Below are 24791 nucleotides of genomic sequence, written 5' to 3'. Positions count from 1 at the left end.
CAATATGGGCTTTATTCCGCTAAAGCCCATCCCCGAAAAAGACCGTATGTCGATGATCTTTATCGGGATGGGGCAGATAGATGTTCGTGACGGCGCCTTTGTTGTGGTCGACGACGTGAACGGCGAGCGCATGCATATCCCGGTCGGGTCAGTGGCGTGCCTGCTACTGGAGCCGGGCACACGGGTTTCACATGCCGCCATAAAGCTAGCCGCTGCGGTGGGCACGCTACTGATTTGGGTGGGTGATGCTGGCGTAAGGCTCTATAGCGCAGGTCAGCCGGGCGGTGCGCGATCAGACAAATTGTTGTACCAAGCGCAGCTGGCGCTGGATGAAAAGTTGCGTCTGAAAGTGGTACGTAAAATGTTTGAACTGCGTTTTGGCGAAGAGCCACCTTCTCGTCGCAGCATCGAGCAACTACGCGGTATGGAAGGCGCCAGAGTTCGGAAAACCTATCAACTATTAGCCAAACAATATGGCGTTAAATGGAACGGGCGCCGCTACGATCCTAAACAGTGGGACGCCTCCGATGTCGCTAACCAATGCCTATCAGCAGCAACTGCCTGCTTATACGGGATTACCGAAGCGGCTATTTTGGCAGCAGGCTACGCTCCAGCGATTGGGTATCTTCATACCGGCAAGCCGTTGAGTTTTGTTTACGATATTGCCGATATCGTCAAGTTTGAAACGGTGGTGCCCGCGGCTTTTCGGGTTGCGGCACGTAATCCGCCTATGCCAGAAAGGGAAGTTCGTATCGCTTGCCGAGATGCATTCAAGCAATCCCGCATACTCCAGCGCTTAATCCCCATGATCGAAGATGTGCTTGCCGCTGGCGATATTCAGCCACCTCCGCCAGCACCTGATTCAGTGCCACCTGCTATTCCAGAGCCACCTTCAGTTGGTGATGCTGGGCATAGGAGCGGATAAATGGCGATGCTCGTAGTGATTACAGAAGCTGTGCCGCCACGTCTACGTGGCAGGTTAGCGGTATGGCTCTTGGAGATTAGAGCCGGTGTTTACGTTGGGGACGTTAGCAGGCGAATTCGTGAAATGATCTGGGAGCAGATTGAAGCCTTGGCAGAAGACGGCAATGTTGCCATGGCCTGGGCCAGCAACCATGAGTCAGGCTTTGAGTTTCAGACTTATGGCGAAAACCGCCGAGAACCAGTCGACCATGACGGGTTACGTTTGGTGCGCTTTTTACCGCCACAAGTTAACTAACTGATTTTATTTGATCTTTAATAATTTGATCTGGTTAAAAAGTAAGCAAAATAGCCGGTAAATTTTTTATCTGCTATTTTCTTTTTGTAGATCAATTATCTACAACTAGTCCGATCCCCGCACCCGCGGGGATGAACCGATTAACGCTGCGATTAGCGAGGCGAACAAGGTCCGATCCCCGCACCCGCGGGGATGAACCGCGACTTTAGACATGGCAGCTAAACCAACAGCGCCGATCCCCGCACCCGCGGGGATGAACCGACAGCTTGAGCGATGGGGCGGCGTGGTTTGATCCGATCCCCGCACCCGCGGGGATGAACCGCTCGCCAACGCCCGTATTCAACCGTTAGACGCCCGATCCCCGCACCCGCGGGGATGAACCGCCGGATAAGCTCAAGCAGCTCTTGCTTCTCTTCCGATCCCCGCACCCGCGGGGATGAACCGGCGGCAATAGTAAGCTCAGACGCAAGCAACAACCGATCCCCGCACCCGCGGGGATGAACCGGCGCGTGATGCGGCTGTCGTGCGTATCATCGACCGATCCCCGCACCCGCGGGGATGAACCGATGCGTATGCGTTTGTGATTGAAACGCAAAGCCCGATCCCCGCACCCGCGGGGATGAACCGTCGCCCATACAGCTCCGCCCCCGTTTGTGATTCCGATCCCCGCACCCGCGGGGATGAACCGTTTAGCGATTACACTGGCGCAGAGCTATCACACCGATCCCCGCACCCGCGGGGATGAACCGACGCGGCTAGCCAAGTGGGTGTTAGTGTGGCACCGATCCCCGCACCCGCGGGGATGAACCGGCGACTGCCCATTGAACAGGGTCAGGGCATTCCCGATCCCCGCACCCGCGGGGATGAACCGCTGATTAGTAACGGCATGGATGAAACCCAGGCCCGATCCCCGCACCCGCGGGGATGAACCGGTGGGGATGGTGTGGGTGGTCATAAATAGTTCCCGATCCCCGCACCCGCGGGGATGAACCGTCTTGGTGAATATCTAGTGCCATGCCTTCGATCCGATCCCCGCACCCGCGGGGATGAACCGCAGCACCACCAGGATTAAAAAAAGCAGAAAAACCGATCCCCGCACCCGCGGGGATGAACCGACCGATAACAATGGTAAAGAGGTTCAGCGTGACCGATCCCCGCACCCGCGGGGATGAACCGATCGATGGCGCGGTAGCGCTAATCATAGCCATCCGATCCCCGCACCCGCGGGGATGAACCGAAATGCCCTGCGGCGGCTGCTACGGGCTGGGCCCGATCCCCGCACCCGCGGGGATGAACCGGCCAAGGCCTACCCATTCAGATTTGACCGTGACCGATCCCCGCACCCGCGGGGATGAACCGATCAACTCTCATATCTCTTCGGCCTTCTGGCCCCGATCCCCGCACCCGCGGGGATGAACCGGCCTGGATGGCATCGCGACCGACAAAGAGCTGCCGATCCCCGCACCCGCGGGGATGAACCGGTCGTTTAGTTTTTTGCGGTGTACTCCGGCACCCGATCCCCGCACCCGCGGGGATGAACCGCCAGAACTACGAAGCGAGGGCTTATCTTGACTCCGATCCCCGCACCCGCGGGGATGAACCGCCATCCAGTCTGTATCTGAGGTCGTTCTGGAACCGATCCCCGCACCCGCGGGGATGAACCGAATTATTTGATGATGCAATTAGAAACTGCGAACCGATCCCCGCACCCGCGGGGATGAACCGTTGGCATATCCCAAACTTCAAACTCCGAATCCCCGATCCCCGCACCCGCGGGGATGAACCGCACGTACAAATGCGACGGCGCTTGGTTGAATACCGATCCCCGCACCCGCGGGGATGAACCGTCAACAAGGCGGGCGGCGGCGGCGTTAGCGTTCCGATCCCCGCACCCGCGGGGATGAACCGAGGCATTAACCGCCGCCGCTGATGCGGGCATGCCGATCCCCGCACCCGCGGGGATGAACCGTCAACGGAGATGATGTTTTCATAGAACGCCTACCCGATCCCCGCACCCGCGGGGATGAACCGAATATCGCGCGGCGGGCAGCCGATACGGACTGCCGATCCCCGCACCCGCGGGGATGAACCGCATGTGCAAATGCGCCGCCGTTTGGTTGAGTACCCGATCCCCGCACCCGCGGGGATGAACCGGAACCCCATGGGGGGCGAGTCTTGGAAGTGGTCCGATCCCCGCACCTGCGGGGATGAACCGATGGCGCGGCCTATTTTGCTCTAGCAGGCGAGCCGATCCCCGCACCCGCGGGGATGAACCGTCGTTTGCGATTGTATCAGCAGCGCTTTGCAACCGATCCCCGCACCCGCGGGGATGAACCGGTAGTGCCGCTAGTCCTGTAATATCCTGAAAGCCGATCCCCGCACCCGCGGGGATGAACCGCTACAGCTTGGCGACACGTTCCATTTAACCAACCGATCCCCGCACCCGCGGGGATGAACCGAGTTAAGCCGATGAAGCAAAAAAGCAATATTTCCGATCCCCGCACCCGCGGGGATGAACCGCTGACCGATGCAGACAGCGACCGTCTATACGACCGATCCCCGCACCCGCGGGGATGAACCGACGCCGTGCGATTAGCCGTTGCGGGCGATTGCCCGATCCCCGCACCCGCGGGGATGAACCGCGGACAGTGGGGTATCGCGGGCGAGTACGGGCCCGATCCCCGCACCCGCGGGGATGAACCGGTTTCCGGAAATTCCGGATAACTCAATTGATTCCGATCCCCGCACCCGCGGGGATGAACCGGGTAAGCGCAAGTCCCGCAAGACACGAGCCGACCGATCCCCGCACCCGCGGGGATGAACCGAGTTGTTGTCGGGCGATATGAATGCGGGTTATCCGATCCCCGCACCCGCGGGGATGAACCGTTACCATCACGGTTGTCGTAATAGGCGCTGATCCGATCCCCGCACCCGCGGGGATGAACCGCCGCGCGTAACAGCCTGCGTGATGTGCTGTGGCCGATCCCCGCACCCGCGGGGATGAACCGTGCTGAGCAAATAAAAGCCCGCTCCTGGGCAACCGATCCCCGCACCCGCGGGGATGAACCGACCGGCCTGCTAGCCAGCGAGGAAGGCTTGATCCGATCCCCGCACCCGCGGGGATGAACCGCAGCGCAGGCAGAACGGGAAGCGGTGGCGTTGGTGTTGCTTAGCGCCGGCGTGTTCGCTGCCGCCCAGGCAGCAGATCCCCGCACTGCGGAGATGCTTCTGGTGCTGTTGATGCTGTCGGGGGCTTGTGTGTTCCTTCCCTACGCGTGTAGGAGGAGTGACCTTTTCTGCAGTAGCAAGAATACCAAGGTCAAAATGGATTCCCGCTAAAAGCATGCGGGAATGACGGGGTCGGGTGGCGTACGGGAATGACGGGGTTGGGAGGCGTACGGGAATGACGGGGTCGGATGGCACGCAGGAAATGTTAGCCGCACAGGCAGTTCAGAAAATCACGCATTGCGGGCAGCCCGCCCATTGGCCGTGCGCTGTCGCCCTGGCAGCGTTGTAGTGTATGCCCATCGCACCGCTGCGCCGTGCTTTCGCGTCGGGCTTTTGTTGCGGGTGCGTTGGGGCTTACCACGCGCGACTCGAAATCTGCATTACTCTCATTAAAAGCATGTGCGCGGCGGCGGGGCCGCGCACGGTAGGCATTTTCTTGGGGTGGCTTGTTACGCTTTGTCGTCCTCGTCGTCTTCCCAGCGTTCCATGGCACGTTTGTCATCAGGCAGGCGGACAATATCACCTACTTTGAGCTTGTGGTGGGTGTCATGGTGATGCCCTTGGCGGTCGAGTATGGCGGCAACGTGGCCGATGCTGACGGCATCTTCTTCACGGTAAACCTCTACTTTTACGCGCACAATGCGGCCTTGATAGCGGGCAGAGAGCATGGCCCCTGGGTAAGGTGGTTTGTGGTCGGGGTCATCTTTAAAAAATTCTGCGACGCTTGCGCTGCCTGGTTCATCCCATTCGATATGCTGATGCATTGTCAGAGTCCTTTTGCTGAGCGTTATCACGTAGCGTGAGGTTTAAGTGTAGTGTGCGTTGATGCAATAGGGCCACTGTGCATAGACAGAGATGTTGCGGACACTTAACGTGGCCTTTTAAGGGGTTGTGGAGGGGCTTTGATGACGAATCATCATGCGCTATTTGAACAGTCGGTGACGCCGTTGTTTGTCGTTGAGCGTTCAATGCATTGCTCGTCCAATGTGCAGGGCAATGCGGCCTTTCGGCGTGTTGCTGGTTGGGTGTCAGAAGAGAGTGAGTCGGCGCTGTGGCGCTGCTTTCCATTTGAGTATGAGAAGGTCATGGCTGCCATTAATGCGTGCGATACGCAGCAAGTGCCACAGTATGTCAACGTTAGTTGGGGGGAGTCGTCTTGTGGTTGGCAACTGCAGCTGTCACCGGTCATGTCGGGCGATTACCGTGCGGTGCACGGGGCGTTGCTTCAGGCGTCGTTGCCGTTTGGTGAGTCGTTGGATGCGTTTCTTAAGCAACTTCCTGGGTTTGTCTATCAGCTTCATTATTCGTTGGAAGGAGCCTGGCACTATAGCTATGTCAGTGAAAGTGTAGAGGAGTTTTTTGGGGTAAGCGTGATGGAGGTGCTGGCGGATGCACAAACGTTGCTGGACAGTATTCATCCAAATGATAAAGAGTCGGTGATAGCGAGTTCGTTAGAGAGCGCGCGTACGTTAAGGCCATGGCAGCACGAATTCAGGATGTTTCACCGTAACGGCCAGATCATTTGGGTCGAGGCGAATGATAGGCCGCACCGTCAACAAGACGGCAGTGTGGTATGGACGGGCTACGCTAATGATATTACCCAACGAAAATCCCTAGAAACAGCACTGACCTCTAGCGAACAGCGTTTTCGTCAGTTGGTGGAGCAGGCTAACGATATTATTTATACCTTAAATGCAGCGGGAGAGCTGACGTACGTCTCGCCTAACTGGCCGCGTATTTTGGGGCATCGCGTGGAAGAGGTGCTGGGGCGCAATATTAACTTTGTGCTGCATCCTGAGGATTTGGAGGCGTGCCGTCACTATATCTCGAAGGTTTTTCAGACAGCTAAGCCGCAAGGCATCATTGAGTATCGAGTACAGCATATCAGTGGTGAGTGGCGCTGGCATTTCACTAACGGCGCGCCAGTGCTGGACGAGCAGGGGCATGTCACTAGTTTCTTAGGTATTTCGCACGATATTACCCCGCGTCGTGAAATGGAGGAGCAGGTGCGGCGTTTGGCGCAGCAGGATTCTTTAACGCAATTACCTAATCGGGCGCAGTTTTTTGCACACTTGGCCGAGTCGCTTCAGTTGTGTGAACAGAAAGGTCGCCAGTTGGCACTGCTGTTTATTGATTTGGATAACTTTAAGCCGGTAAATGATCGGCTGGGGCATGCGATTGGCGATCAGTTATTAGTGCAGGTTGCCCAGCGTATGAAGCATCGCCTGCGTGAAGGTGATGTGGTTGGGCGGATTGGGGGTGATGAGTTTGTTGCGATGCTAAGTGGGCCGCTAATGGCTAGCGAAGCGATAGGCGTTGCTAACCAGCTGTGCAATTCACTTGCCGAACCATTTTTATTAGCAGGCCATCGGGTGAGTATTTCAGCAAGCATTGGGGTGGCCATGTACCCTCTGCACGCAAGTGAAGAAGCCGCCTTGGTTCATCGTGCTGATGAGGCTATGTACATGGCCAAAGCCAAGGGGCGTAATCAAGCAGTACTTTATTCAGCGGCGTTAGCGCTTGGTTGACCAATATGTTGAAACATAAAGTTTAAAGCGGCAGGTAAACTAGCTCGCCATACGCGCCATGTGTGGCCACCCGGGTAAAGATCAAGTCGCACGTCATCCGGCTGAATGCGTTCCATCGTTTGGCGTAATAGGCGGGCGTGGAACTCTGCATCGTAAACATCGCTGCGCCCTGCACTGATATAAAGAGGCACTGGCGATATATCGCGCTCTCCTGTGGTTCGCGGTGTGACCTGAAGACGGTAATTTTCTAAGTGAGCCGTGTAATTCAGCGCTTCCCAGCGTTCGTGGTCAAATTGTCCTTGTTCATCTAGAAACGCGGGATGGCGACGTGCCGATGAATTAGCCGGCGGCGCTGGTGCATAGCTGGCGGGGCTTAATGCGGCAACGGCTGCGAATAGTTCGGGCCGCTCTAGGGCAAAATTAAGCGCGCCGTAACCACCAGCAGATAACCCTGCAACGCCCCGTAAGTGGCGTTCACCACCAACATGATAAGTGCTTTCAATATGTGGCAGTAAGTCGTTGAAGAAAGCGCTGCGCGCTGCCTCGTTGTATCCATCCACCCACCAACTACGGCTTCCAGGCATGACAAACACGGTCGGTGGCAAGTGTCCTGCTGCGATTAATCGGTCTGCTGTTTGGGGTGAGTTGCCTCGTGTTACCCAGTCGCGTTCGTTTCCAAATGAGCCATGAAGCAAATACACGACTGGGTAAGGCGTAGTCGCATCCGTGTCATAGTCATCAGGTAAATACACGGTATAGGGATAGTTATGGTCTAACGTGGGCGAGAAAAAGTGCTGATGGGAAACATCGCCTGCTAGGGCATGGCTGCTGAGTATAAGCCAGCTGAGTAAGCCAATAATAGGTGTTGTTAACGAGGAAAGGTATCTTACTAGTAATGTCCCGAACACAAAGCCTCCAGGAATTTTATAACGTTACCGTAGTCCGACAGCGCAGAGTGTGTCGCTGTTCAGTTCATTTAAAGGTAGCAGCCAATAGGGTGGTGCTGAATGTCTAGTGCTAAATGTCTAGTGCTGAGAACCCTGGGGGATGGGCTGGTGTTGAGGAATTAGCGAGGAAGCTAATGCAAAAAATCGAGGAGATTTATTGGCTGCGTGCTTACGGGTGTGTTGCGGTATTTCTATTTCATTGGTTGGATCACCTGAACCAGCGAGTCGATAATATAGTCACCGACTTGATGCGACTTCCCCTTGTGCTGGGCACGCCCATCTTTTTGTTTATTTCGGTATTTGTGTTTGCTGTTCGTTACGATAAGCAAGTCCCACCTGGTTTTCTTCTTCAGCGCGTTAAATATGTCATGTTGCCTTATTTGGTATACGGCTTTATTTATTCGACAGCGGAGTGGATACGATTAGCGGATAGCAATAACGCTGTTGGTTTTTTGAACAATGCCAAAGAGTATTTTATTTATGCGGGATGGCATGGCTATTTTTTGATTATTGCCATGCAGTTTTACGCGGCGTATTGGTGCTATACCCAGTTTCGATTATGGCGCTTTAATCCTGTGCCGTGGCTGTGGGGCGGGTGCTTAGCCAGCATGGGATATTGGGGGCTAGCGTATTGGCTGGATATTGAGCCGCCTGGGTATCTCCTATGGATCGCACCGTTGGGTTGGGTCTATCTATTTTTTCTGGCATTGGTGTTAGTCCGCTATTATCCGTTGGCTCCTCAAGCAGATCAGTGTGTGCGCCCTAAATGGATGAAATCGTTATCAAAGCCCTATTGGTTACTTGGATTTGTAGCGTTGATCGTGGCCCTCACGTTTAATGGAGGGTTAGCCTTTTCTTCAAAAGAGGTGTGGGTAATCCCTTTCTTTGTACTGTTTACCCTTTGGTTAATGGCTTTCTTAAAAGGTCGTAAAGCACCAGCTTGGGTGCGCTATATCAATGTATATTCGTTTGGTATTTACCTGGCCCACCCGATGTTTTTTGCATTAACCGATGCCGTCGTGGGGCCTTTCACCTTACCGCTTATGGCCTATGCCGCACTGTTGATAGTAGTCGGTGTGCTTGGCTCTATTGTGTTGAACACTATTGCTAATACCACCACTACAGGCGCTATGTTATTTGGCAAACGTTTGAATGTTTAATGCAACCGCTTATGCATTAAGGTGGTTATGTGTCTGTTGGCGAAGTGGGTGGTAATCGGTAAGGATTAGCGGCCATTAACGATGGATCGTGATCGAGTCGTGAAGCCTCTAAGCTGAACGTTTGTAAACGTGTGGGGCAGGCGTAAAGGCGTTGCAGTAAATCGGCCAGCGCCGGTTCTTCTAATTCAGGGTCTAGTCCTCCTAGACGTTCCAACCAAGCACGCCTGATGGCTAGGTAAGGCGGAGTAGCGATACCTGCTCCTAAGAAGCGTTGTAGTAACCGTTCGGAGATACTCGGTGGTTGGTAATCGATCAAAACAGCATCCAGCAGGCAGGTATCCAGTTGCGGATAAAGTAAGCACCACAGATTGGCCTCTAGTGCTTGTTGGTGCATGGCAATTAGCAACCAGTCAGCTTGGCTGAGAGAGGCAGCTTGATTGATTCTGGCGCCTAATGACTGGGATGGCGAAATAAGGAAGTGGACGCGGTAGCGCTGTTCAATACAGGATATGCGTGGATCATTGGTGGAACTTGTTACGATGATGGGTAGCAGGTGGTCTGCTAAGCCTGTTTGGCGAATAGCTCGCAAGTGACGCGGTAGAAGGGCACTTGTGACTAACGCATCTAGAATAAAACAGACCGTGCTCATGTCGATGGTTTCCTGCTTTACGCCGCTTTTTGTAACCAAATGGTTATTTTTGTAATTTATTGTAGGTGTTGGTTTGTTTTATTAGCAAGCCTAAGTTTTCTATACCCAGTTAGGAATTAACTAGTTGGTTGGCGCTCCATTTTGGTGCTTCTGGTTTTTTATTGGGCTTTATTGGTGCGTTTTTACAAGCTATGGCGTTATTTTGAGCTGGTGAGGATAAAAAGAAAGAAGGTATGCTACATTAAGAAGCATTAAATTTAATATTTTAGTACTTATTAAACAATGATTTGCCATTTTTTTATGCCATATTGGTGCAAGGTTGGCATGCTCTGTGCTTTATATTTGCTAGCGGCTAGCGGGTCGTAGGCAGATGCCTCGCGGCGTGCTACAACGATAGCCGGATTGTTGAATAACTCTTTTATCGGTAGCTTACTGTCACAAGCTTTAAGCCACGTTCATACCGGAGGACACTATGTCAGCCAAGACTCTCGCGCTAATCGAAGAACATGATGTTAAATGGGTAGACCTGCGTTTCACCGACACGCGCGGTAAAGAGCAGCACGTCACCGTTCCGGCACGGGACGTGAACGAAGAGTTTTTTGAAAACGGTCAAATGTTTGACGGTTCTTCTATTGAAGGCTGGAAAGGCATTAACGAATCCGACATGATTCTTCGTCCAGAAGATGGTACCGCTTTCCTTGACCCCTTCACTGAAGACGCTACCCTAATTTTGCGTTGCGATATTATCGAGCCTGCCACTATGCAGGGTTATGATCGCGACCCGCGTTCTATTGCCAAGCGCGCAGAAGCCTACCTGCAGTCCACCGGTCTGGGCGATACCGCCTTCTTTGGCCCAGAGCCTGAGTTCTTCATTTTTGACGAAGTACATTGGAAGTCTGACATTCAGGGTTCCATGTACAAAATTACGTCCGACGAAGGTGCCTGGGCGACCAGTAACCAAGTGGAAGGCGGCAACTTGGGTCACCGTCCGCGGGTTAAAGGCGGCTACTTCCCGGTTCCCCCGGTCGACAGTTTCCACGATATTCGTGGTGCGATGTGTAACACCCTGGAAGCGATTGGCCAGACCGTAGAAGTTCATCACCACGAAGTTGCTAACGCAGGTCAGAACGAAATCGGTGTTAAATTCAACACGTTGGTGAAGAAGGCTGACGAAGTTCAGGAAATGAAGTACGTGATCCACAACGTGGCCCACGCTTACGGTAAGACCGCTACGTTTATGCCGAAGCCACTTGTTGGCGATAACGGCTCTGGTATGCACGTACACCAGTCGTTCTGGAAAGATGGTCAAAACCAGTTCGCGGGTGACGAATACGCGGGTCTTTCTGAAATGGCGCTTTACTACATTGGTGGCGTTATCAAGCACGCCCGTGCACTAAACGCTTTCACCAACGCATCGACTAACTCGTACAAGCGTTTGGTACCAGGTTTCGAAGCACCGGTTATGCTGGCCTACAGTGCTCGTAACCGTTCCGCTTCTATTCGTATTCCTTACACTGCTAGCCCGAAAGGTAAGCGTGTAGAGACTCGTTTCCCTGATCCGACGGCTAACCCTTACCTAGCGTTCTCTGCCTTGTTGATGGCAGGTATCGACGGTATTAAAAACAAGATTCATCCTGGCGATGCCATGGATAAAAACTTGTATGACCTGCCGCCGGAAGAAGGCAAGTCTGTACCAACCGTTGCCAACAGCCTAGACCAAGCGCTGGAAGCACTCGATGCAGACCGCGCGTTCTTGACCGAAGGTGGCGTGTTCACCGACGAGATGATTGATGCTTACATTGAACTCAAAATGGAAGAAGTGGAGCGCATTCGCATGACCACTCACCCCATCGAGTTTGATATGTACTACAGCTGCTAATAACGGCTGCTAACATCACCTTTGCGGTGTGATTAGCCTGAAAACCCCGCCTCGGCGGGGTTTTTTTATGGTAGCAAACTGAGAAGGTGTGCCAGTAATGACGAGGAATTTACGTTTGCAACATAAAATGTGTTTATCCACAGGGGCTACGCTACTGCTGTGCTTGTGGGTAAGCGCTGCGCAGTCACAAACGGTGTACCGCGTGGTGGATGAACAAGGCAAAGTGACCTTTACCGATAACCCTGAACGCGGTGGCGAAGTGCTAACGCTGGCGCCTTTGCCTGGTGTTTCCACGTCCCTGCCTCCCGTTGCGACTTCATCCCGTCGACAGGGATATCCTGGTCAGCCGTTTATGCCCTATGACCGTTTTGCGATTGAGCTACCCCAGGCAGAGGCGTCGCTTCAGAACGACCATACCGCGGTAGTTGTGGATGTTGTTCCACCGCTTCGCGAAGATCATCGAATTCAACTGCTGGTGAACGGTGAGATAAGTCAGTCGGCACTGCACAGTGATGCTTTCTGGCTTGCTGGTTTAGCCGCTGGCCAACATCAGCTACAGGCAGAGTTGCTAGACAGTGATGGGCGCGTTCAGCACCGCACTGATCCGGTGAGTATTTTTATTGTTGATTAACTATGCGCACTATAATGGTGCGTTGAGTGGTGCGATTATCGTAGGGTTTGCGCTATAACGACTCGCTACGCCACTGCCCCTTGCTCATTAGCCGTGCAAATGGCCATTTGTGCTTAATTGGCGCGCTTTTTGCAGTTTCTCTTTCATACGCTCGATAACACTATTTTTTACAGCGACGCTTCAGGATACGCCATGTACCAGCGCTTACTTGAACATCTCACCACCGCAGTCTTGCTGCTAGACGGTGAACTCCGCGTTCGCTGGATGAACCCAGCTGCAGAAGCGTTGTTAGCGGTGAGTTTTAGCCGTGTCCAGGGCATTAGTTTAGATACGCTGCTAGGGGGCGATGAGAGTATTGACGATGTCCTCGCCAAGGCGCGGGATGCCTTTCATCCCTATACCCAGCGAGAAGCACGCATTACGCCGCTGAACAGCGAGCCTTTAACGGTGGACTACACGGTGACACCGCTTTCAGCCGATGAGCTGCTGTTAGAGGTAGAACCACGGGACCGGCTGATGCAGATCTCCCGCGAAGAAGCGCTGACCACTCGGCAAGAGACTATCAAAGTGCTGGCTCGAGGTTTGGCCCATGAAGTTAAAAATCCGCTAGGCGGGATTCGCGGTGCTGCTCAGTTGTTAGAACGTGACCTGGACGACCCGGCGCTGCGCGAATTTACCCATATTATTGTTGAAGAGGTCGACCGCCTGAGAGATTTGGTCGATTCCATGTTGGGTCCCAATCGCATCGTCAAACATGAGCCGGTCAATATTCATAAGGTGTTAGAGCGGGTGCGGGCACTGCTGATTGCCGAGCATCCGCATGTTGAGATTCGACGTGATTATGACCCGAGTTTGCCGGACCTTTCCGGCGATGAATCTCAAATGATCCAAGCCTTATTAAATGTGGCGCGCAATGCCGTGCAGGCCATGAGCGATGCAGGGACTCCCTCGCCGGAACTTACGCTTCGCACCCGCGCGCGCCGCCAATTTACGTTGGGTGCCGAACGTCATCGTTTAGTCAGTGAAGTAGGGGTGATTGATAACGGCCCTGGCATACCTGAAACGTTACGTGAAACGCTTTTCTATCCCATGGTTTCTGGGCGCGCTGAAGGTAGCGGCCTGGGGCTATCGATTGCTCAGTCGATTTTGCACCAACATCAAGGATTGATCGAATGCGACTCACGCCCTGGACATACCGAATTTCGTTTACTGATTCCATTGGTTATTAATTGCACCGGAGAAGCGTCATGACTGAGGCGACACAAACCGATGTTGCACGAGTGGTTATTGTCGATGATGACCGCGCCATCCGTTGGGTATTAGAGCGGGCTTTAGCGCAGCCAGACCTGGACGTTGAATGTATTGAACGTGCCGATACCGCGCTGGAGCGGTTGTTAGAAAATCCCCCCGATGTGCTCGTCACGGACATTCGCATGCCTGGCATTGATGGGCTTGATTTGATGTCTCGGGTACGTGATGCCCATCCAGATCTGCCTGTCATTGTGATGACTGCGCATTCAGATCTCGACAGCGCCGTGGCGTCTTATCAAGGGGGAGCATTTGAATACTTGCCTAAACCCTTTGATGTGGACGAAGCGCTGGCCCTGGTACGCCGTGCGGTAGCTCATGCCAGAGAGCGTCAGCGCCCAGTCAGCGTGCCGGAAGGGTTGAGTGCTGAGATTATTGGTGAAGCGCCGGCCATGCAGGAAGTGTTTCGCGCGATCGGAAGGCTTTCTCATTCCCACATCACGGTATTAATTAACGGCGAGTCTGGCACCGGTAAAGAGCGGGTGGCGCAGGCGTTGCACCAGCATAGCCCCCGGGCAGGTAAGCCGTTTATCGCGCTAAATATGGCAGCGATCCCCCGTGATCTGATTGAGTCTGAGCTGTTTGGCCATGAGAAGGGGGCGTTTACCGGGGCGGCGCAGCAGCGCCAAGGTCGCTTTGAACAGGCTAACGGTGGGACGCTGTTTCTGGATGAAATTGGTGACATGCCCGCTGAGACCCAAACGCGTTTGCTGCGCGTGTTAGCCGACGGTGAATTTTATCGCGTGGGCGGACACACCCCCGTTAAGGTCGATGTGCGTATTATTGCCGCGACTCACCAGAACCTGGAGTCGTTAGTTGACGACGGCCGGTTTCGGGAAGACTTGTTCCACCGTTTAAACGTGATTCGTGTGCATTTGCCACGCCTTGCCGAGCGCCGCGAAGATATCCCACGCTTAACACGTCATTTTTTGGCAGAAGCAGCCAAAGAGTTATCGACAGACATTAAGGTGCTCACCCCCGATGCTGAAACGCACCTTACCCGCCTTCCTTGGCCGGGCAATGTACGCCAGTTAGAAAATATTTGCCGCTGGTTGACGGTAATGGCGTCTGGTCGTGAGATTCTGGTGGAGGACCTGCCTCCCGAGTTGCGCTCTGTCACTGCCTCTGACAGCAGCGCGCATGGCGATTGGCGTTCCGCGTTTAGGGATTGGGCGGATCATGCGCTTGCGGAAGGTCACACCCACTTATTGGAAGAAGCCGTGCCGGATTTTGAACGTATTCTAATTGAAACGGCGCTGAAGCATACCGGTGGCCGCAAAGGGGAAGCCGCTGAATTGCTTGGTTGGGGGCGTAATACCCTTACCCGTAAGCTAAAAACGCTACTGCCTGCGCTGGCAGATGATGCCTAACCGACCATTTTTCTAGCAAACACCCTGTTAGCAACCAATCTGCCAGCGGTTACTCCGCCGTTGGCAGTACAAAAACCGCATCTGCTAATTCAGGGTTGGGTGGCTCACAGGCCTCTGTTGACCAGGGCAGTAAGCTAAACGTGTGGTCTACCCCTAACCCAGTGAGCTGGTGTGGCACACCATCGTGGTAAATGACATGGCCTAGGCCCATTAAGCCAACGGCAAGTGCGCCTTCTGTGGCGGCATTCGCTAGCCCCTCGGCCATGGCGACATCCCAGCTAAGCTGAGCCTGTACAAATCGATTTAGCATGGCGGGGTCGTCGCCCATGGCATGCTGATCAAATACCTCCTTTAAACGCTTTTCATAGCGATCGCTGGGGGGCAACGGTGCAGGAATATAGTGGCGCTGTTCGGCAGGCACATTAGTGAACCCCTCACTAGACAAGCGCTGGCGGAGCTCAGGGGTAATGTTTAGCGCAATCAGAGGGATGTTGTGAAGGCGGGCAAAATGAAATATAGGGAGATAAAGATTGGCATCAAACCTCCAGGTTTCTTCCCAGTGGGACTGTGCTAGCAGTTCTTCTTCGGTCAATAAACCGGCCACCCAATCATCAAGAACATCTTGCACTCCTCTGGGCAACATTTCTAACCCAATGACCATATCATCACGCAATCCATGAAGCCCCGCCAGGGTGTGCAGCTGCCAACGGTGGTGGTCAGCTGCGTCATGCTGCTCGCCTAGAAGCACCACCTGATGCTGTGATGCCTGGGTTAAAATAGCACTGTTGGCAACGCTGTTTTGCGATTGCCACCATTGGCCAGGCGATGGGCAGCTGGCGTGTGCAGACAAAGGCAACCAGCTAAAAGCGACGGCAGCAATGACACGATGGCGCATGGGCGATTTATCCTAGCGTTCTTCTGCTTTTAGGCGATTAATCTCAGCTAAAATTGCTTCTGCTTCTTCCGTTAGTGTGGCGTTAGCTCGCATGTCACCATTGCGTGAAGCTTCCATGGCTGCTTGTAGCTTGCGTTCGTAATCTTGCTGTAGCTTTTTCTTGGGGTCGCGCTTAAATAAACCAAACATGAGCACTCTCCTTATGTGTGTACATCATTTGTATAGTTTTATTTGGCTCATGTCGACTATTTGTTGTAACGCGTTGTTAGTGAGAGGGCAGAGGTGAAGCACACTGGGCTAGGAAATGCTCGAAATCGGTAAGTATCGTTTCCAGGCTGTTATGAAGGCGATGGTCATCATCAAGCAGGCGTAACGACAGGCGTTGACTTTGGGCATGTTCAATAACAGGGCCAGGTGGCACGACGTCATCTCTCCATCCATGAATAATATGCGTGTGGGCTGCCTGCAATGTGAGTGAGGTTTGTGGGTAGTTTGGCAGGCCAAGTGCCGGGGCTAGCAAAAAGCAGCCCAGCACGGGTTCGTGAGCACTTACTGCTGCACTTAACCATCCGCCAAGACTGGAGCCTGCCATCACGCAGTTAGCTAACGAATCGTTTCGATCGGCGATCACATTGAGCAAATATTGTAAGCGCTCCTGAGGCGCTGCTATGCCGCGGTAGTCTATGACCACGGCTTCACAGTCATGGCGCTGTTCAGCGACTCTTTTTAAAGCTTGTACTTTCAGGGCGTTAGGCCCGCTTTCCAAACCATGTGATAGATAGACGGTCATCATTGTCATCAGTTGCAACCCTTAACTACTTGCAGAGCGCTGAATAGCCTCGCCGCCGCGCTCAATGTCTTCGCCTGCACCGCGAATGGTATTACAGCCACTGATGCTCACTAGAGTCACTATTATTAATAAAAGGGTAGCCAGTGTACGTTTCATCAAATGATTCCTCAGCAGGTGGGGCGTGCAATAAGCAGTGCTGTACGCTGTTATTTAAAATAATCGCTGAGCGCTATTGGTGCCACAGGTTTCCCTATGGATTGTGTCAACTGACAATGCGATTTTGTCGCATGTGTCAGTTTTAGCCATAAAATTGCGACATATCGAACCGTGACTGGCATGGCTTGTTTCCCTATAAACAATTGTTAATAAAGTAACTTTTTCATATTTATGATTTTTGGCCTATTATCTGCAAAGTTATGAGTAGACAACTTATAAGTAACCTTAAATTTAAAAACTAAGCTATCGTTATTGCTATTTGTTATTACTACTTAAGCTCAAGTCTAGTCGCAATCAGTAAACAGCGTGAGCAGGCTGATAGGTAACTAAGGAAGGCATGGAGCCATATCAGTGAAAGGACATGAAAGGACAGTCAGCCTGCTCACCCTTATCAGTGTAAGGAAACGCTGATCATCACCGCCAGGGAGTGGTAATGATGCAAAACGACCATCTCGTGAAAGCGAGGTGGTTTTTTTGCGTTAATTAAAGGTTGTTAACATTTTGATTTTATTGAATATTAGGTGTTGTCTATTTTTTTGAGTAGCTTTTGTACCCAATAGGCAGGACATTTTGGTCTATCCTCATGTTTAAACCAAAATTCAGCGGTTAGAAAACGTCAACGCAGCAGCCGCAAACTTCCAGGGACAAGCGCTATGGCGATGGTATTGATGTTATGCATGTTTGTGCTGTTTCTAGGGTTTTCGGGGGTCGGCCTTTATATGATGTTTAAAACATCCTTTATGACCACATTAGAGGATCGTGACGATTTGCCTCCCGATATGTAAGTGAAGAAGAAACAACGATAATTAGACAATAATGTCAAAAACCACCTTCGCTCGCGTTGGTGGTTTTTTTATCCCATCCAATAAAGGCTGAGCAGCGCGAAGCCGTAGCCCATGGCAGCGCCAGCAATGACATCGCTGACATAGTGCAACCCAAGCCCTACCCGTGAAACAGCGATCAGTAAACTAAGCGGAATCACAATGGGAAGCAGCCAGGGGGTATGGGCGGCCACTAGCACGCTAAACATTACCGCATGCATAGTATGACCGCTGGGGAAACTGTATTTATCCCGAGCAGGCTCGCCACAGTGGACGCCGCCTAAGTAGGTGATGAACGGACGTTCACGACACATCCGCGTTTTTACCAATTTATAAATAGCGACTGCGAATAGTGCGATGGCGCTGTACTGCATGATGCGCCAAGCGCCGTTAGGTTGTAACCAGGGCTGTGCGGCGATTAATAGCACCCAGACAGGCCAGTCTCCTAGTTTACTGGCCGTTTGCAGCGTTAGCCGCCAGGGGCGATAAAGCGTTAAGTGTGTTACTCGCTGGCAAAGCTGCCATTCCAGTACATCAAGACGATCGAATACGACAAGCGGACGCGGACGCATGGTGGGTCTCCTGGGCGTTTTGTAAGTAGCGTAAAAACTGCTCTGCGATTCCCGACCAGCTTTGCTCTAACGCGCGTAGGCGGGCGATTCTTCCAAGGCGAGCGTAGTCTGCAGGGTGCTGGCATAACGCGACGGCAGCCTGCTGAAAGGCAAGCGGCTCGTCAGTTGGAACGGTGATGCCGTTATGCCCACTTTGAATTAGCTCAGCGCTGGCAGCATGGTGATAAGCCACGACTGCCAATCCGCTGGCCATGGCTTCGGTTACCACATTCCCCCAGGTTTCCGATTGAGAAGGGAAAATAAACATATCGGCACTGGCATAGTGACGTGCTAGTGCTTGTTTATTGATAAAGCCGGTGAAGTGGGCATCTGGCAACGCGTTTTGTAACTGAGCGCGGCCGGGGCCATCACCAACAATTACCTGAGCCATATCGGGGCGCACGTCGCTCATGGCCTGCAGCGTTTCTTGTAGCAATGCCAGGTTCTTTTCTGGTGCTAAGCGACCCACGTATAGGGCAACCGGTTGATGTTCGCTAACACCCCACTGCTTGCGTAGAGCATCGTCACGGTGGACGGGTGAAAATTTATCGCCATCGATACCTCGTGAGAGCACCTGTACATCGTGAATACCCTGACCGCGCAGTGCTTCGACCTGCTGTTGAGTAGGCACTAGGGTAAGGTCGCAACCGTTATGAAAGTAGCGTAAATAGCGCCGTGTGGCGGCAGCTAGCCAGGGGACTCCATAATCATGGCAGTAGTGGTCAAAGTTAGTATGCCAACCAGCCACCAGTGGAATATTTAATTGGTGTGCCGCCTGGCGAGCGACCCAGCCTAACGGGCCTTGGGTCGCCAAGTAAATTGAATCAGGCCGTTGCTGCTGCCAAAAGCGGCGTAATTTGGCGGGACTGGCAAGCCCAATCTGCACGTCGTTATAACCGGGTAACGCGAAGCGCCGTACCTGAAGTTCTTGAGACGGCTCTTGAGCTAACCCTTGAGTAACCTTGCTGGCGATACCAGGCACCTTAGGGATGGGACGAATAACATCCACGGTTACCCCCAACCGGGTGAGCTCACGACATAGCCTATTCAGGGTATGCGCGACACCGTTGATTTCTGGTGACCAGGTTTCGCTAACGATACAGAGCCGCATGAGCGATTCATCCCTTTATCTATCACGTTGTAGCCACTATGCGCAGCGACAGTGACACTGCCAAGACAGCCTAGTGAACAAGGGATGACAAGGGGGGATGACAAGGGGGATGCCAAGTGTTTTAGCAGGTCAGTATGTTGGTCTGGCTACTTATTCTTAGCTTTCAGAAAAATAACTAAAAAATAAAACTTTAAGAAGAATGACACATAGAGCCTTTAAAGTGATCGATGACAAGGTAAGCATATCCTAAACAGTGCCTTCGCAATGCGCAGTTAAAGGTTAAATAAAAATACATTGGTAATAAGATTCTTGTTTTTCTGAAGGGGTTATGATCAGAAAAAACGAATACATCTTGTCATTTAAAATCTACTGAAACTAGATCTACTGAAAATATAAGTGCTTATAAAAAGCGCTAACGACTTTATGGGATCAATCATGTTTAAAAAAACGGCACTTGCTCTGGCGGTCAGTGGTTTATTAGGTGCTTCTGCAGCCCAAGCGGCAGTAGTGTATGACCAAGATGGTACAAAGCTAGACATCTATGGCCGCATCGCCATGGGGTTTGAAGGCGGCGGTGAAAAAGATGGCGTTGATAACGGTGAAGAGTTCCGTAATTTCGGTTCTCGTTTGCGCTTTACGGCAGGCCATCAAATCAACGCGGATCTGCGTGCGTTTGCTCGAGTAGAATGGCGCTTTACCGGGGATGAGCGCAGTCGTCCAGGCTTTGATGAAGTACGTAATAGCTACCTTGGCCTCGAAAGTAAGCAGTACGGTACGTTTATGGCCGGTAACTATAATAGTTACTACGATAACTACGTCATGACACCGTTCGATGTTTACATCGAGCGCGGTTATGAATTCGCCGGTGGTGGCCTACAGGCACGTGGTGACTCGATTGGCTATAAAACACCTGAAATCAATGGTTTTCAGGCGGTTTTCTCAGCGAAACACTTTTCTGAGCGTGGGCTTACTGAAGCACAGCAGTCTAGCGAAGGCAGTGTGATCGCTACACAGGGTGGCATCGTTTACGCGACTGGCCCTGTTCGCTTAGCGCTTGGTTACGTAGAAGACACCGTTCGTGGCGGTGGCAACGGTGAAACGCGTTTTGGTACTACAGCCACGTACGATATAAATGACGCTTTTTCTGCGCGCTTAGGGTATGAAACCCGTGGTGATAGCGATACGCGAGGAGGTGGTTTTGACACCGTAGGTCTGGGCGGTACTTTTGCCACTGGCGCTTGGACCTTCTATCTCGATTATTACAATATTGACCCAGATAATACTGATGATGATCGTGACGCTTGGGCCGCTGCGGCGCATTATGATATTTCTAACAATCTTGATGTGTTTGTCGAATTGAATGACGCGAATAAAGATGCTGTTAATGACTTCGAAGACGACCTGTATTACGCAATCGGTGCACGTTATCATTTTTAAATGATTCGATAGATTCCTTAGCATGTAATTAATTTATAAAGATCGTTTTGCCGATGCACTAAAAGTGCATCGGCTTTTTGCGTTACAATATTTATTATATTTGAAAATAACCTTAGGATACTCCCATGACATCGACTGTAGTAATCACTGGCGCTAACCGAGGCGTAGGGCTTGCACTAGCCGAGCAGTATCATCAGGCTGGCTGGCGGGTAATCGGTGTTTGCCGTGAATCGTCAGATGCACTGCAGGCGGCGGCAGAGCGTGTTATTGAAGGCATTGATGTCACGCAGCCAGAAAGCGTCGCTGCGTTGGCCAACGCCTTGCAGGATGAAACGCTGGATGTGCTGATCAATAATGCGGGGCTTTTGCAGGATGAGGCCTTGGGAAGTCTTGATTTTGACAGCATTCGAACGCAGATGGAAATCAACGCCTATGCACCGCTAAGGGTCTGTGAAGCGCTGTTGCCGCGGCTGAAAAAGGGCAGCAAAATTGCCAATATCACCAGCCGCATGGGGTCCATTGCCGATAACGATTCTGGCGGGCGTTACGGCTACCGTGCGTCTAAAGCGGCGCTAAATGCGTTTGGAAAATCGTTGGCAATGGATCTTAAGCCGCAAGGTATTGCCGTGGCGCAGCTGCATCCAGGCTATGTCCAAACCCGTATGGTTAATTTTGGCGGCCATATTTCACCCCAAGAAGCCGCCGCTGGCATCATTGCACGCATCGAGGCGTTAACCCTCGAAAATAGCGGCAGCTTCTGGCACTCCAACGGTGAATTATTGCCCTGGTAACGCCGTGGTTACTCTACGGGTTTTTTCGCCGCTGTCGCTTGGCGTTTTTTCTCACGGCGACGCTGCTTGGCTAATGCGTTGCCATTCGCCAGCTCGACTAGGTAGGTGATTTCTTCATCGCTCAGCGGCTTGCGCGTTTGATTCGCCATTATGGTCACCGTTTTGTTGGGCCTTTATGGCACGCTAACGATGAACCATGACACCTGTATGAACGTTGTCATGCATAGCAGAAGGGTAGCGTTAAGGCACGCCTACGGCCAGGTGGGCGGCAAGCGCTACCCACTTGGCCGCCCGCTATTTTTTGCCAGGGCTTATGTTTTCCAGGGCTGATGTTTTCAGGACTGATGTTTTTCAGGACTGATGTTTCAGCGCAATGTCTGTCAGACACCGGTGCGCTTTCGAGTGGTGCTATTAAAAGGATGAAGCGCATCGCGGGTTACATAGAAGCGCAATATTTCCCCTTCACGAACGGCTGGCTGGCCCGTGGTGCGAATCACCGTGGGTTGTTCGCTGTCGGCGAGATTAACGTATAGATGGCTTTCCGCGCCTGCCGCTTCAAAGAGCATGAGTGTCGCGTCGATAGCTAGATGGGGAGCCTCGGGCGGGGTGAGGTGCATGTCGTCAGGGCGTATGCCAAGGGTGTCGGTGCCTTCAGGAAGGTGTTCCAGCACGCTGCTGCGTTGAGTACGCAGATAATCCAGCGGCAACATGTTCATGGCCGGGGAGCCAATAAATTCCGCAACGAACATCGTGGCCGGACGGGCGTAGATCTCCATCGGTGTGCCTACCTGCTCAATTTGCCCGGCATTTAGTACGACCAAGCGGTCGCCCAGGGTCATTGCTTCCAGTTGATCGTGGGTGACGTACAGGCTGGTGGTTTTTAGGCGACGTTGTAGCTGTTTAATTTCTACCCGCATTTGTACGCGTAGCTTGGCGTCTAGGTTGGAAAGCGGTTCATCGAACAAGAAGGCTGAAGGCTCGCGCACCAGTGCTCGGCCCATCGCTACCCGTTGGCGCTGGCCGCCGGAAAGCTTGCGGGGTTTGCGCTCCAGGAAGTCTTCAATTTCCAGCATCTTGGCCGCTAAACGCACGCGTTTATCAATGTCATCTTTTTTGAAACCTCGGTTCTTTAAGCCATAAGCGAGGTTGTTGTAGACGGTCATGTGTGGATAAAGCGCGTAGTTTTGGAACACCATGGCGATATCGCGCTCAGCGGGCTCTAGCTTATTCACTACCCGATCGCCAATTTTGAGCGTGCCTTCGGTAATGGTTTCAAGCCCAGCGACCATCCGTAGCAGAGTCGATTTTCCACAACCGGATGGCCCGACGAGTACCACAAATTCACCGTCTTCAATCTGTAAGTCGATCCCTTTGACCGCAGCCACGTTGCCCGCATAGGTTTTTTTTAGCCCTTCCAGGGTAATGCTGGCCATCGTTATTTCTCCGTCTCGGTCAGGCCTTTTACAAACAGGCGTTGCATAAACAGAATCACCAGTACGGGCGGCAGGGCGGCCATTACCACGGCAGCCATAATCAAGTGCCACTGGGGATTCTCTTCTGAGGTCATGCGCTGAATGCCCATCACAATGGTGTAGTAGTCAGGGTCGGTGGTAATCAGCAGTGGCCATAGGTATTGGTTCCAGCCATAAATGAACATGATCACAAACAGCGCCGCGATATTGGTAACTGATAGCGGCATAAGGATGTCTTTAAAGAACTTGAGTGGTCCTGCACCATCGACTCGGGCCGCTTCCAGCATCTCTTCCGGAATCGTCATAAAGAACTGGCGAAACAGAAACGTCGCGGTGGCCGATGCAATCAGTGGAATTGAAAGCCCCGCGAAGCTGTTCAGCATATTGAGATCTGCGACGACCTGAAACGTCGGAATAATGCGTACTTCGACGGGCAGCATCAGCGTGATGAAAATTAGCCAGAAGAAGAACATCCGAAAACGAAAGCGAAAGTAAACAATCGCAAACGCCGACAGTAACGAGATCGACAGTTTTCCTATGGTAATCGCCATGGCCATAACAAAGCTGTTCCATAGCATCATTCCTGCTGGTGGGGCACCTGCGTTGGAAACGCCGGACTGCCACATGCGGGTAAAATTCTCGATACCATGAGCGCCGGGCAGCATCGGCAGCGTGCCGCGTAGCAAGTCGCCCGGTGCCTGGGTAGACGCCACGAGTGCAACGTAAACAGGGAACACCACCACCGCGACGCCAATCATCAACGTCAGATGAGCAAAAAAATTCGCCCAGGGTCGGTTTTCAACCATTGAAAGTCTCCCAAACAATTAACCAGCGGTGTTAGTAGTTCACGCGGCGCTCAATAAAGCGGAACTGCACCACCGTAAGTGCGACCACAATGGCCATCAAAATCACCGACTGAGCGGCCGAAGAGCCTAAGTTCAAGCCTACGAAGCCATCGGCGTAGACCTTATAGACCAGCGTGTTGGTCGCTTGGGCAGGGCCGCCTTGGGTAGTCGCGTGAATAATGCCGAAGGTATCGAACATGGCGTACACCACGTTAACCACCATCAAGAAGAAGGTCGTTGGCGTCAGCAGTGGGAAAATAATGGTCCAGAAGCGCTTCATGGGGCTTGCGCCGTCAATGGCCGCTGCTTCAATCAGTGATTGAGGAATCGACTGTAAGCCAGCGAGAAAAAACAGGAAGTTATAAGAAATCTGCTTCCAGGCGGCGGCAAAAATCACCAGCATCATGGCGTCTGCGCCTGAGGTACGGTGGTTCCACTGGTAGCCAACCATGTCCAGTATGTAAGGCACAATGCCAATCGAAGGGTTGAAGATAAACCACCACAGCACACCGGCAATCGCCGGGGCAATCGCGTAGGGCCATACCAGCAGCGTGGTATAGGTACTGCGTGAGCGGATCATGCGGTTAACCGTGCTCGCTAACAGCAGCGCAACGGACATGGAAAGTAGTGTGGTACCTACCGCAAACACCACTGTCACTGAGAGCGAATTAAGATAGGCACCATCGCGAAAGAGTCGCGCAAAGTTTTCCAAGCCCACAAAGGTGGTGCGTAGACCAAAGGCGTCTTCCCGCAGCAGTGATTGGTAAAGCGCTTGACCGGCAGGCCAAATAAAGAAAATCAGCGTGACAATGACCTGAGGAGCCAGCAGGGCGTAGGGCAAAAAACGCCCTGGAAAAGTCATGCGTTTGGTTTGCATAGGCGA

The 24791-nt window shown here is 52.7% G+C and carries 23 protein-coding genes and 1 CRISPR repeat array; of the genes, 10 read left to right on the top strand and 13 right to left on the bottom strand.

The window, feature by feature from the left end:
- Positions 1–4 precede the first annotated feature (4 nt).
- Both cas1e and cas2e read left to right on the top strand, forming a co-directional pair.
- Positions 5–925 (top strand): type I-E CRISPR-associated endonuclease Cas1e, encoded by a 921-nt coding sequence (gene cas1e, locus M0220_RS06540; protein WP_030074182.1) that lies wholly within the window; start codon positions 5–7, stop codon positions 923–925.
- Positions 926–1219: a type I-E CRISPR-associated endoribonuclease Cas2e gene (gene cas2e / locus M0220_RS06535; protein WP_030074181.1), complete on the top strand. Its 294-nt coding sequence runs from the start codon at positions 926–928 to the stop codon at positions 1217–1219.
- A gap of 110 nt (positions 1220–1329) precedes the next feature.
- Positions 1330–4349: a CRISPR direct-repeat array (repeat unit 29 nt; unit sequence CCGATCCCCGCACCCGCGGGGATGAACCG).
- A gap of 547 nt (positions 4350–4896) precedes the next feature.
- Here the strand turns inward: cas2e and M0220_RS06530 are convergent.
- The gene (locus M0220_RS06530; RefSeq protein WP_030074180.1) at positions 4897–5211 is read right to left on the bottom strand and encodes a hypothetical protein; all 315 of its coding nucleotides are present in this window, start codon (positions 5209–5211) and stop codon (positions 4897–4899) included.
- Positions 5212–5352: 141 nt separating this feature from the next.
- Here M0220_RS06530 and M0220_RS06525 point away from each other — a divergent pair, with 141 nt between their 5' ends.
- Positions 5353–6975 carry a sensor domain-containing diguanylate cyclase gene (locus M0220_RS06525; protein WP_264018990.1) on the top strand — a complete coding sequence of 541 codons (1623 nt, stop codon included), beginning with the start codon at positions 5353–5355 and terminating at the stop codon, positions 6973–6975.
- On the opposite strand, the gene M0220_RS06520 is transcribed toward M0220_RS06525, so the two are convergent.
- The gene (locus M0220_RS06520) at positions 6948–7883 is read right to left on the bottom strand and encodes an alpha/beta hydrolase (RefSeq protein WP_404813849.1); all 936 of its coding nucleotides are present in this window, start codon (positions 7881–7883) and stop codon (positions 6948–6950) included. The genes M0220_RS06525 and M0220_RS06520 overlap by 28 nt on opposite strands.
- Before the next feature lie 173 nt (positions 7884–8056).
- On the opposite strand from M0220_RS06520, the gene M0220_RS06515 reads away from it, so the two are divergent.
- Positions 8057–9082, top strand: a complete 1026-nt coding sequence (locus M0220_RS06515; RefSeq protein WP_264018989.1) for an acyltransferase family protein — start codon at positions 8057–8059, stop codon at positions 9080–9082.
- 25 nt (positions 9083–9107) lie between these two features.
- On the opposite strand, the gene M0220_RS06510 is transcribed toward M0220_RS06515, so the two are convergent.
- Positions 9108–9731 carry a glycosyltransferase family A protein gene (locus M0220_RS06510; RefSeq protein ID WP_264018988.1) on the bottom strand — a complete coding sequence of 208 codons (624 nt, stop codon included), beginning with the start codon at positions 9729–9731 and terminating at the stop codon, positions 9108–9110.
- A 472-nt stretch (positions 9732–10203) separates the two neighbouring features.
- Here M0220_RS06510 and glnA point away from each other — a divergent pair, with 472 nt between their 5' ends.
- The 4 genes from glnA (at position 10204) to glnG (ending at position 14919) form a co-directional block, all read left to right on the top strand.
- Positions 10204–11610, top strand: coding sequence for a glutamate--ammonia ligase (glnA, locus tag M0220_RS06505; RefSeq protein ID WP_030074175.1), 1407 nt, complete (start codon positions 10204–10206; stop codon positions 11608–11610).
- Positions 11611–11707: 97 nt separating this feature from the next.
- Positions 11708–12241, top strand: coding sequence for a DUF4124 domain-containing protein (locus M0220_RS06500; RefSeq protein ID WP_264018987.1), 534 nt, complete (start codon positions 11708–11710; stop codon positions 12239–12241).
- A gap of 192 nt (positions 12242–12433) precedes the next feature.
- Entirely contained in the window at positions 12434–13492 is a 1059-nt protein-coding gene (glnL, locus tag M0220_RS06495; protein WP_030074173.1) for a nitrogen regulation protein NR(II), read from the top strand.
- The gene (gene glnG / locus M0220_RS06490) at positions 13489–14919 is read left to right on the top strand and encodes a nitrogen regulation protein NR(I) (RefSeq protein ID WP_030074172.1); all 1431 of its coding nucleotides are present in this window, start codon (positions 13489–13491) and stop codon (positions 14917–14919) included. The genes glnL and glnG overlap by 4 nt, the downstream gene beginning before the upstream one ends.
- Positions 14920–14968: 49 nt before the next feature.
- Here the strand turns inward: glnG and M0220_RS06485 are convergent, their stop codons facing one another.
- The 6 genes from M0220_RS06485 to M0220_RS06460 all read right to left on the bottom strand — a co-directional run bounded on the left by M0220_RS06485 (position 14969) and on the right by M0220_RS06460 (position 19363).
- Positions 14969–15814, bottom strand: a complete 846-nt coding sequence (locus tag M0220_RS06485) for a ChaN family lipoprotein (RefSeq protein ID WP_264018986.1) — start codon at positions 15812–15814, stop codon at positions 14969–14971.
- 12 nt (positions 15815–15826) lie between these two features.
- On the bottom strand, positions 15827–16003 hold the full coding sequence (locus M0220_RS06480) for a DUF6435 family protein (RefSeq protein WP_156963082.1): 177 nt from the start codon (positions 16001–16003) through the stop codon (positions 15827–15829).
- A gap of 76 nt (positions 16004–16079) precedes the next feature.
- Positions 16080–16607: a YqiA/YcfP family alpha/beta fold hydrolase gene (locus M0220_RS06475; protein ID WP_264019198.1), complete on the bottom strand. Its 528-nt coding sequence runs from the start codon at positions 16605–16607 to the stop codon at positions 16080–16082.
- A gap of 18 nt (positions 16608–16625) precedes the next feature.
- Complete coding sequence (locus M0220_RS06470; RefSeq protein ID WP_264018985.1) at positions 16626–16760, bottom strand: entericidin A/B family lipoprotein; 135 nt, start codon at positions 16758–16760, stop codon at positions 16626–16628.
- Between the two features lie 913 nt (positions 16761–17673).
- The gene (locus tag M0220_RS06465) at positions 17674–18213 is read right to left on the bottom strand and encodes a phosphatase PAP2 family protein (protein WP_030074168.1); all 540 of its coding nucleotides are present in this window, start codon (positions 18211–18213) and stop codon (positions 17674–17676) included.
- Complete coding sequence (locus M0220_RS06460) at positions 18176–19363, bottom strand: glycosyltransferase family 4 protein (protein WP_264018984.1); 1188 nt, start codon at positions 19361–19363, stop codon at positions 18176–18178. The genes M0220_RS06465 and M0220_RS06460 overlap by 38 nt, the downstream gene beginning before the upstream one ends.
- A gap of 435 nt (positions 19364–19798) precedes the next feature.
- Between M0220_RS06460 and M0220_RS06455 the strand changes: the two genes are divergently transcribed.
- Positions 19799–20800, top strand: a complete 1002-nt coding sequence (locus M0220_RS06455; RefSeq protein WP_264018983.1) for a porin — start codon at positions 19799–19801, stop codon at positions 20798–20800.
- A gap of 125 nt (positions 20801–20925) precedes the next feature.
- On the top strand, positions 20926–21591 hold the full coding sequence (locus M0220_RS06450) for an SDR family oxidoreductase (RefSeq protein WP_264018982.1): 666 nt from the start codon (positions 20926–20928) through the stop codon (positions 21589–21591).
- Between the two features lie 8 nt (positions 21592–21599).
- On the opposite strand, the gene M0220_RS06445 is transcribed toward M0220_RS06450, so the two are convergent.
- The 4 genes from M0220_RS06445 to ugpA all read right to left on the bottom strand — a co-directional run bounded on the left by M0220_RS06445 (position 21600) and on the right by ugpA (position 24785).
- The gene (locus tag M0220_RS06445) at positions 21600–21740 is read right to left on the bottom strand and encodes a hypothetical protein (protein ID WP_156963081.1); all 141 of its coding nucleotides are present in this window, start codon (positions 21738–21740) and stop codon (positions 21600–21602) included.
- Positions 21741–21971: 231 nt separating this feature from the next.
- Entirely contained in the window at positions 21972–23024 is a 1053-nt protein-coding gene (locus M0220_RS06440; RefSeq protein WP_264018981.1) for a sn-glycerol-3-phosphate import ATP-binding protein UgpC, read from the bottom strand.
- Positions 23025–23026: 2 nt separating this feature from the next.
- A complete protein-coding gene (gene ugpE / locus M0220_RS06435) occupies positions 23027–23869 on the bottom strand; it encodes a sn-glycerol-3-phosphate ABC transporter permease UgpE (RefSeq protein ID WP_030074162.1) in 843 nt (280 codons plus the stop codon).
- A 31-nt stretch (positions 23870–23900) separates the two neighbouring features.
- Complete coding sequence (gene ugpA / locus M0220_RS06430) at positions 23901–24785, bottom strand: sn-glycerol-3-phosphate ABC transporter permease UgpA (RefSeq protein WP_264018980.1); 885 nt, start codon at positions 24783–24785, stop codon at positions 23901–23903.
- Positions 24786–24791: the final 6 nt, after the last annotated feature.

It is taken from the genome of Halomonas qinghailakensis, from assembly GCF_025820815.1.
Classification (GTDB): domain Bacteria; phylum Pseudomonadota; class Gammaproteobacteria; order Pseudomonadales; family Halomonadaceae; genus Vreelandella; species Vreelandella qaidamensis.
This window is presented reverse-complemented; position numbering and strand designations above follow the sequence as displayed.